We start from the raw sequence: 7,147 nt of genomic DNA, 5'->3' as shown, positions 1-7,147 counted from the left end.
GAAAGAGCTAAACCAGCGTCCCCGGCAGACCCTCGACTTCCAGACCCCTGCCGAGGTACTCAACCAAGCCGTTGCATCGATCGGTTGAGATCGCCGGACGTCTCGTAGAAAAGCCCCGCCCGGCTGCCGGTTCGCGCCCGTAGGGCAATAGGTACATTTGCCCCGGAGGGGCACTCCCTTTCGAACGACGAGGACCTGTCTGAGCAGCGAGGGTGGGCACCAAGGGCTCTTTCCAGAGACGTCAGAGCGCTAGACGCGATGGCGAAGCCGAGCCCCCGTGAAGCCGAAGGCGAGCCCGATCGTCAGTGGCACACAGCCGACTGGCCGTTCGCCACGGAGCGGCTGGCGGCGGCGATCTGGTCGGCGAGTTGAGCGAGGGCGCGCTGGTGCGCATCGACCAGTGAGTCGTAGCTGCCGCCGGCCGGTTCCACCACGCGCGACGCACAGTTCGCCGACTGGTCGTCGGTACGCACCGACCACGCCGCCTCCAGCGTCGCGCTCCCGCCCAGTTCCGAATCGAAGCGACGCACATCCACCTGCACCCGCACCACCTTCGCATCCTTCGCCCGGGGCAGCCCATGGATATCGTGGGTGCCCAGGCGGCTGGAAAGATCCGCCGCCAGCGCGCTGCGGATCTCATCGCCCAGCGGCGACGCCCAGCGCTCGCCATCGAGCACGCTCACCGACGAACTGCCGGAGCGCAGCACCATCGAAGGCTGGTCCACCTGCGGGGGCACGCCCACCGCCTGCACATCGATCGCGAACGGCGCCACTGTCGCCGACGCCGCCGCGGCCGGCGGCACCAGGGTGTGGAAATGCACCGGCGCCGAGGAGCACGCGGCGAGGGCCACGACGAGCAGGGCCGAAGCGGCGTTGCGGGTGTACTTCATCATGGCTGACCTTCCTTGCCCTGCTTCGGGGACGACGGCGTGGTGGCCGGCGGCGGTGCGTCGGCACCGCGGCCGCGCAGCAGCGCCTCCGGGTGGCGACCCAGGTAATCGGTGAATGCACGCACGGAACGCACCGTGCGCTGCAGTTCTTCCAGCGTATTGCCGATGTTCTGCTGCAACGGCGAGTTCTCGCTCAGCGCATCGTTGGCGGTACCCACCGTGCGGTTCACGCCCTGCAGCGTCTTCTTCGCTTCCGGCAGCAGGTCGGTGTTCACCGTATGCAGCGTGCCGTGCAGTTCCTTCAGGCTGCCGTCGATGTTCTTGCCGATCGAATCGAACGGGATCTTCGAGATCTTGTCCACGATGGACGACAGCTGCTCCTGCAGGTGATCGAAATCACCCGGCACGGTCGGCACCTCGAGCGGCTTGCCATCCGGGTTGAAGTCGACCTTCTTCGCCTTCGGATCCACGTCCATCGCGATGTACAGCTGGCCGGTTAGCAGGTTGCCGGTGCGCGCCTGCGCACGCAGGCCATGGTCCACCAGGCCCTTCATGATCCGCGGGAACAGGGTTTCCGGGTCGCCGCCGAGCACCTGCGCCAGCTTCTCGTGCGCCTTGCCCAGGCGCTGCGGATAGACGAGCACGCCCACGACCACCGGGAAGCTGTGCTTCTCCGGGTCGTAATCCAGGTTCACCGACACGACCTTGCCGACCTTGACGCCGAGCAGCTCCACGGGCGCATCGACGTTGAGGCCGCGCAGCGAGTGCTCGAAGCGCATGCGGATGTAACGCGGCTTGCCATCCGGCGGCGCCAGCGCGGTGGCCTGGTCGCCGAACAGCGTGTATTCGCTCATCTCGGGCGCGGGGGTCTCATCGCGGGGGCCCAGCGGATCGGAGAAGGCGACGCCGCCGGCGACGACCGTGGCGAGCGACTGGGTGTTGAGCTTCAGGCCGTCGGCACCCAGCGAGACATCCACGCCACTGGCATTCCAGAAGCGCGAGTCCTTGGTGACGAAGCGGTCGTTCGGCCCGTCCACGAACAGCTGGAGCGACACGCCCTTCCCGTCCTTGTCGAGCTCGTACGAGACGATGCGGCCGACCTGGATGCGGCGGAAGTACACCGGCGAACCGATGTCGAGCGAGCCGAGGTCGGCGGTATGCAGCTGGAAGCGGCGGCCCGGCGCGCCATGCGTCACGGCCGGCGGGGTTTCCAGGCCGGTGAAATCGCTCTGGTCCTCATCGGACGTGCCGGTATCGGCGCCGATGAATGCGCCCGACAGCAACGTATCGAAGCCGGAGACACCGCCGGCGCCGATGCGCGGACGCACCACCCAGTAGCGGGTGCCCTTGGTCGCGAACTCGGAGGCGTTCTTCTCCAGGTCGATCACCACCCGCACATGGGTGCGATCCTTGGACAGGCGCATGGTGGTCACCTTGCCGATCACCACGTTCTTGTACTTGACCTGGGTCTTGCCGGTCTCGATGCCCTCGCCCGTGAGGAAGGTCACCGTGATCTGCGGCCCGGCCGAGATGTAGTGGTTGACCAGCAGCGAGATGCCCACCAGGGCGGCGATGATCGGCACCAGCCAGATCAGCGAGACGCCCATCTTCGAACGGCGCACCTCCGGTTGGGGCAGGTCATCGCCTTCCGGCCGGTTTTCTTCCTGGATGTCGCTCATCGTGCCTTCCTTTTGTCCCAGATCAGGCGGGGATCGAAACTCATCGCCGCCAGCATCGTCAGCACCACGACGATGCCGAAATAAATCACCCCCGGCAGCGGCTCCACGCGCGAGAGCACCTTGAAGTGCACCAGCGCGGAAAGGATCGCCACCACGAACACATCCAGCATGGACCAGTAGCCCACCAGCTCCACGAAGCGGTACAGCTTGGCGCGCTGCCGCGGCCCGTAGTCGCTGGCCCGCTGCACCGAGAGCAGCAGGTAGCCCATGATGCAGAACTTCAGCACGGGCACCACGATGGATGCCGTGAAGACGATGATGGCCAGGTCGGGCGACCCGTTGCGCCATAGCTCGAACACGCCGCTGAGGATCGTGTTGTCGTCCTTCGAAAACAGGCTCTGTGTCCGCATGATCGGGAACAGGTTGGCCGGGATGTAGAAGATGGCGGCCGCGATCAGGAACGCCCAGGCGCGCGCGATGCTGCCCACTTTCCGCGCATGCAGCGGGTTATGGCAGCGCGGGCAGCGGGCGTGCGGGTTACTGGTGTAGGCGGTGACCAGGCGGCACACGTGGCAGCCCATCATCCCCAGCTCCTGGGCGCGTGGCAGTTCGCTCACCGGCGCACCTCGCGGGTCATGTCCCAAAGGTTGCGCGGGTCGTGGCTGGCGAACACGGTGATGAGCACGGTAAGGAAGCCGAAGGCCCAGACGCCGATGCCGGGGATCACGTCGAAATACGTATGCGCCTTCACCACCGCCACCAGCACGCCGAGCATGAACACCTCGATCATGCTCCATGGCTTGATCTTCACCAGCGTGGACATGGCCAGGCCGAAACCGGGCGCCCGCTCGCCGTGCCGGGCGTACATCAGCACCCAGCCGAACAGCGTGATCTGCACCAGGGGGAAGAAGAACAGGGTCAGCGCGGTGAGCGCGGCGACGATCTGCGCCCCGTCGTTCCACATGGCGATGGCCGCGCCCCACAGGGTCGTGTCGGCCATCATGCCGGAGAAGCCGAGGGTCACGATGGGCGAGACGTTTGCGATGACGAAGACGATGAACGCCGTGAGCACCAACGCGAACTGCGCATCGATGCCCAGCCACTGGTGGCGCTCGAGGACCGCCCCGCAATTGGCGCACTGGGCCACCTCGCCCCGGGCAAGGTGGCGCCGCCTGTAAACGGTGTCACAGTGCTCGCAGATGATGAGGTCAGGGGCTTTTCGCATGCACGCCGGCGGTGGAAGGCCGGTATGGCCCATGGCGCTATGATCGCAAATCCGGGTAAACGGCGCATGACGAAGGCCAGGGAGGCTGCAAAACGGCCATCCCGGCTTGATATGCTGCCGAACTTCCCCGATCTAGGGGGGATCTTCCCTTGTCCCAGGAGCCTTTCGTGAGCAGCGCCCAGACCCCTAGTGCCCATGTCTTCGACGCGACCACGGCAGGATTCGAGCAGGATGTCATCCAGGCCTCACTGCAGACCCCGATCCTGGTGGACCTGTGGGCCGAGTGGTGCGGCCCCTGCAAGACGCTCGGCCCGATGCTGGAAAAGCTGGCCGCCGAGTACAACGGGGCGTTCCGCCTGGCCAAGATCGACGTGGATGCCGAGCAGCAGCTCGCGGCCATGTTCGGCGTGCGCAGCATCCCCACCGTCATCCTGATCAAGGATGGCCAGATGGCCGACGGCTTCGCCGGCGCCCTGCCCGAAGGGCAGCTGCGCGAGTTCCTGACCCGCAACGGCATCCAGCCGGGCGATGGCTCGGCGAATGACGCCGAGGCGATCGAAGCGGAACCCGAAAGCCCCGAGGAGGCCATCAACCGTCTCCAGCAGGCGATCGCCGCCGCGCCGGACCAGGCTGAGCTGAAGCTGGACCTCGCGCTGGCCCTGCTGCGCGCCGGCCAGGTCGAACCGGCCCAGGCCGAACTGGATGCCCTGCCCGCCAACCTCGCCACCGACGCCCGTGCGGTGCGCCTGCGCAGCCAGCTCGACCTGGCCCGCGCCCTGGCCGGTGCACCTTCGCTGGCCGATCTGCGCCAGCGCGTCGCCGCCAATGGCGATGACTGGGAGGCCCGCGACCTGCTGGGTGTGCGCCTGCTGATCGAAGGCGACGCCCCGGCCGGCCTCGACCAGTTCCTCGACATCCTCAAGCGCCAGCGCGACTGGAACGACGGCCAGGCGAAGAAGCGCCTGCTTGCCGCGTTCGCCACGCTGGATGATGCGGAAGTCGTGGGTACCTACCGGCGCAAGATGGCCTCGTTGGTCTTCTGAGGCCGCAAAGCCGCGTTTCGTAGTTTTACGGGGTGGTGCCCGGCGTAGTTTCGGTTACGCCGCACCGCCCCGCTTTGCATGCTGGCATCCCGTCCTCCCGGGGTGCCCCCATGCCCAGGCCAACACGCTTCCTGTTCGCATCGACGTTTTCCGTCGCCTCCGGCCTCGCTCTCGCGCAGTCGGCCGACGACATGAACAAGGCCAACAACCCGCTCGCCCCGACGATCGGCGTCAATCTCCAGGACCAGTACGTCGGGAGCTACTACGGCCTCGACGACGTCGATTCGAATGCCTTTCTCCTGCGCGGCACGCTGCCGCACAAGGCCTTTGGCCTGCCGCAGATCTTTCGCTACACGCTGCCCTTCGCCACCTCGCCCAACATCGCGCCAGACGGCCGCACCACGAACGTCGGTGACCTCAACGTCTTCGATGTCGCCGTGTTCAAGGCCGGCGGCGTGGAGATCGGCATCGGGCCGCAGCTCACCGTGCCGAGCGCGGGCAGCGACCGCACCGGCACGGGCAAGTGGCAGGCCGGCGTTGCGACACTCGTGATCTCGCCAAAGCCATGGGGCCTCATCGGAGGCCTGGTCACCTGGCAGCGCTCGTTCGCCGGTTCCGGCCACCGCACCACGCAGGACAACCTGCAGGCCCAGCCGCTCGTGATCTACAACCTGCCGCGGGGCTGGTACCTGCGCACCACGGCCACGTGGGCGTGGGATCTCGAGGGCGGCACGCACTATGTCCCCGTCGGCTTCGGCACCGGCAAGGTCTGGCGTAGCAAGGGCGGCGTCACCTACAACCTGTTTGCGGAGCCGCAGTTCACCGTGGCGAGGCATGGTGACGGCGTGCCGCAGTTCCAGCTTTTCTTCGGCCTGAACATGCAGTTCCCCATGGCGCGGTAGGTAGTTTTGCGGAAAGCGGTTACGCACATCTGCGCTTCCGGCTGCGCCACCGCGGGCCGGATGCTGCATGCGACATTCGCCGTGGAGAGCTCCCGTGGAAACTCGCCGGTTCGGAGCCCTGCTCCGCCACGCCGCCGCGCTGCTGCTCACGCTGGCTGCCGCATCGCTCGCGGCCCAGGGGGCGCCGCCCACGGGGAAGACGTTCACGAAGGAACAGATCGACCAGTTCATGGCGCCCGTGGCGCTGTATCCCGATGCCCTGCTTTCGCAGATCCTCATGGCCGCGACGTATCCGGCCGACGTCGCTGACGCCGCCACGTGGTCGAAGCAAAACCCGAAGGCGACGGGTGATGCAGCGGTGAAGCAGGTCGCATCCATGCCGTGGGACCCCAGCGTGCAATCGCTCGTGGCGTTCCCGCAGGTCCTCGTGCAGATGGGTGCCCATCCGGATTGGGTGCGCAACATCGGCGATGCGTTCCTCGCCGAGCCCGACGAGGTGATGGCATCCGTGCAGCGCCTGCGCGCGCAAGCGCAGAAGGCAGGCAACCTCAAGTCCAACACGCAGCAGAAAGTCGTGGTGCAACAGGCCGCGCCGCAGACCACGGTGATCCAGATCGAGCCCGCGGATCCGCAGGTGGTCTACGTCCCGAGCTACAACCCGACCGTCGCTTACGGCACGTGGGCCTACCCCGCCTACCCGCCGCCTTACTGGCCGCCACCGCCGGGCTACCAGTACCCGGTCGCCACGGGACTCGCCGCGGGGCTTGCCTTCGGTACCGGCGTGGCCATCGCCAATTCCCTGTGGGGCGGCTTCGACTGGGGCCACAACGACGTCAACATCAACGTCAACCGGTACAACAACATCAACGTCAACAACCGCATCAGCGGCAACGGCAACATCAACTGGAACCACGATCCGGCCAACCGCCGTGGCACGCCTTATCGCGATCCCACGACGCAGGCACGCTTCAACCAGGGCCTGGGCGGCGCGCAGCAACGCCAGGCATTCCGCGGCCAGGATCCAGCGCGCGAGGCAAGCCGGCAGCAGGCGCTGCAGAGTTTCAACCGCTCCACCGGCGGTGGCGCCTCACCCTCGCTGGAACGCGGCAACGCCGGGAACCGCGGAGCGAATGCGGGCAACTTCCAGGAGCGGGCGGGGTCACGCGGCGGCAACCTCGCCAACCGACCGGGCGCCAACGGCGGCGGCGTGCAGCGCCAGCCCATCGGCAACGATGCGCGCGCCAACGCTTTCTCCGGCGTGCGCTCCCCGGGCGACGCCGGCGCAGCCCGGCAGCGCGGCGAATCGAGCCTGCGCGACATGGGCGGTGCGCGCCCGAACATGGGCGCCGCGCACCCCGTCAACCGTCCGGTGCCGGCGCGTGCCGGCGGATTCCACCGTCGCTAGGAG

The 7,147-nt window shown here is 67.3% G+C and carries 7 protein-coding genes; 3 read left to right on the top strand and 4 right to left on the bottom strand.

Annotated elements, in window-relative coordinates:
• Nucleotides 1-302: 302 nt before the first annotated feature.
• From ACZ6YI_RS07915 to ACZ6YI_RS07900, 4 genes are read right to left on the bottom strand one after another with little or no spacing between them, the layout of a single operon-like run.
• The gene (locus ACZ6YI_RS07915; RefSeq protein WP_465778137.1) at nucleotides 303-893 is read right to left on the bottom strand and encodes a PqiC family protein; all 591 of its coding nucleotides are present in this window, start codon (nucleotides 891-893) and stop codon (nucleotides 303-305) included.
• A complete protein-coding gene (locus ACZ6YI_RS07910) occupies nucleotides 890-2,569 on the bottom strand; it encodes a PqiB family protein (protein ID WP_465778136.1) in 1,680 nt (559 codons plus the stop codon). Before ACZ6YI_RS07910 ends, ACZ6YI_RS07915 begins: the two co-directional genes overlap by 4 nt.
• Nucleotides 2,566-3,186 (bottom strand): paraquat-inducible protein A, encoded by a 621-nt coding sequence (locus ACZ6YI_RS07905; RefSeq protein ID WP_440328563.1) that lies wholly within the window; start codon nucleotides 3,184-3,186, stop codon nucleotides 2,566-2,568. Before ACZ6YI_RS07905 ends, ACZ6YI_RS07910 begins: the two co-directional genes overlap by 4 nt.
• On the bottom strand, nucleotides 3,183-3,794 hold the full coding sequence (locus ACZ6YI_RS07900) for a paraquat-inducible protein A (protein WP_465778135.1): 612 nt from the start codon (nucleotides 3,792-3,794) through the stop codon (nucleotides 3,183-3,185). Before ACZ6YI_RS07900 ends, ACZ6YI_RS07905 begins: the two co-directional genes overlap by 4 nt.
• 167 nt (nucleotides 3,795-3,961) lie before the next feature.
• Here ACZ6YI_RS07900 and trxA point away from each other — a divergent pair, with 167 nt between their 5' ends.
• From trxA to ACZ6YI_RS07885, 3 genes are all read left to right on the top strand, one after another.
• Entirely contained in the window at nucleotides 3,962-4,837 is an 876-nt protein-coding gene (gene trxA / locus ACZ6YI_RS07895) for a thioredoxin (RefSeq protein WP_465778134.1), read from the top strand.
• A 110-nt stretch (nucleotides 4,838-4,947) separates the two neighbouring features.
• A complete protein-coding gene (locus ACZ6YI_RS07890; protein WP_465778133.1) occupies nucleotides 4,948-5,739 on the top strand; it encodes a hypothetical protein in 792 nt (263 codons plus the stop codon).
• A 94-nt stretch (nucleotides 5,740-5,833) separates the two neighbouring features.
• A complete protein-coding gene (locus ACZ6YI_RS07885; protein WP_465778132.1) occupies nucleotides 5,834-7,144 on the top strand; it encodes a DUF3300 domain-containing protein in 1,311 nt (436 codons plus the stop codon).
• Nucleotides 7,145-7,147 lie beyond the last annotated feature (3 nt).

It is taken from the genome of Luteibacter sp. NPDC104163 (genome assembly GCF_055584245.1).
This window is presented reverse-complemented; position numbering and strand designations above follow the sequence as displayed.

Coding starts and splice junctions, on each gene's coding strand:
- ACZ6YI_RS07900 (WP_465778135.1), bottom strand. CDS start 3,794: ATGCGAAAAGCCCCTGACCTCATCATCTGCGAGCACTGTGACACCGTT.
- ACZ6YI_RS07890 (WP_465778133.1), top strand. CDS start 4,948: ATGCCCAGGCCAACACGCTTCCTGTTCGCATCGACGTTTTCCGTCGCC.
- ACZ6YI_RS07910 (WP_465778136.1), bottom strand. CDS start 2,569: ATGAGCGACATCCAGGAAGAAAACCGGCCGGAAGGCGATGACCTGCCC.
- ACZ6YI_RS07915 (WP_465778137.1), bottom strand. CDS start 893: ATGATGAAGTACACCCGCAACGCCGCTTCGGCCCTGCTCGTCGTGGCC.